This window comes from Actinoplanes rectilineatus (genome assembly GCF_000962825.1).
GTDB lineage: Bacteria > Actinomycetota > Actinomycetes > Mycobacteriales > Micromonosporaceae > Actinoplanes > Actinoplanes rectilineatus.
Window position 1 is genome coordinate 1 of record NZ_JZKF01000293.1, and the last position, 258, is coordinate 258.

The following is a 258-nucleotide window of genomic DNA, read 5'->3' on the forward strand; positions in this document are numbered from 1 at the left end:
CCCGGCCGTCGCCCACGGTCCACCCGAGAGCCGAAAACAACCGCAGACGACGGCCGGGTGACCCCGAGCCGTCGCTCACGGCTGATTCCCACCCTCCCGAACAGCCGTGTCCGACGGCTCGACCAGCTCGGCCGTCGGCTGTGGTCCATCCACGAGCCGAAAACAACCCTGAGCGACGGCCCGGCAGCCGCACCATGCCACCCAGCAAAAGTTGACCTTGGACGTGACCACGCGCTGCGACAAACGGCTGAGCTGCGC

At 68.6% G+C, this 258-nt stretch carries 1 protein-coding gene; it reads right to left on the minus strand.

Translation table 11 applies throughout. From position 1 onward, the window contains the following. Positions 1-75 precede the first annotated feature (75 nt). On the minus strand, positions 76-258 hold a 183-nt coding region (locus WH85_RS52650), incomplete at its 5' end, for a hypothetical protein (RefSeq protein WP_211275670.1).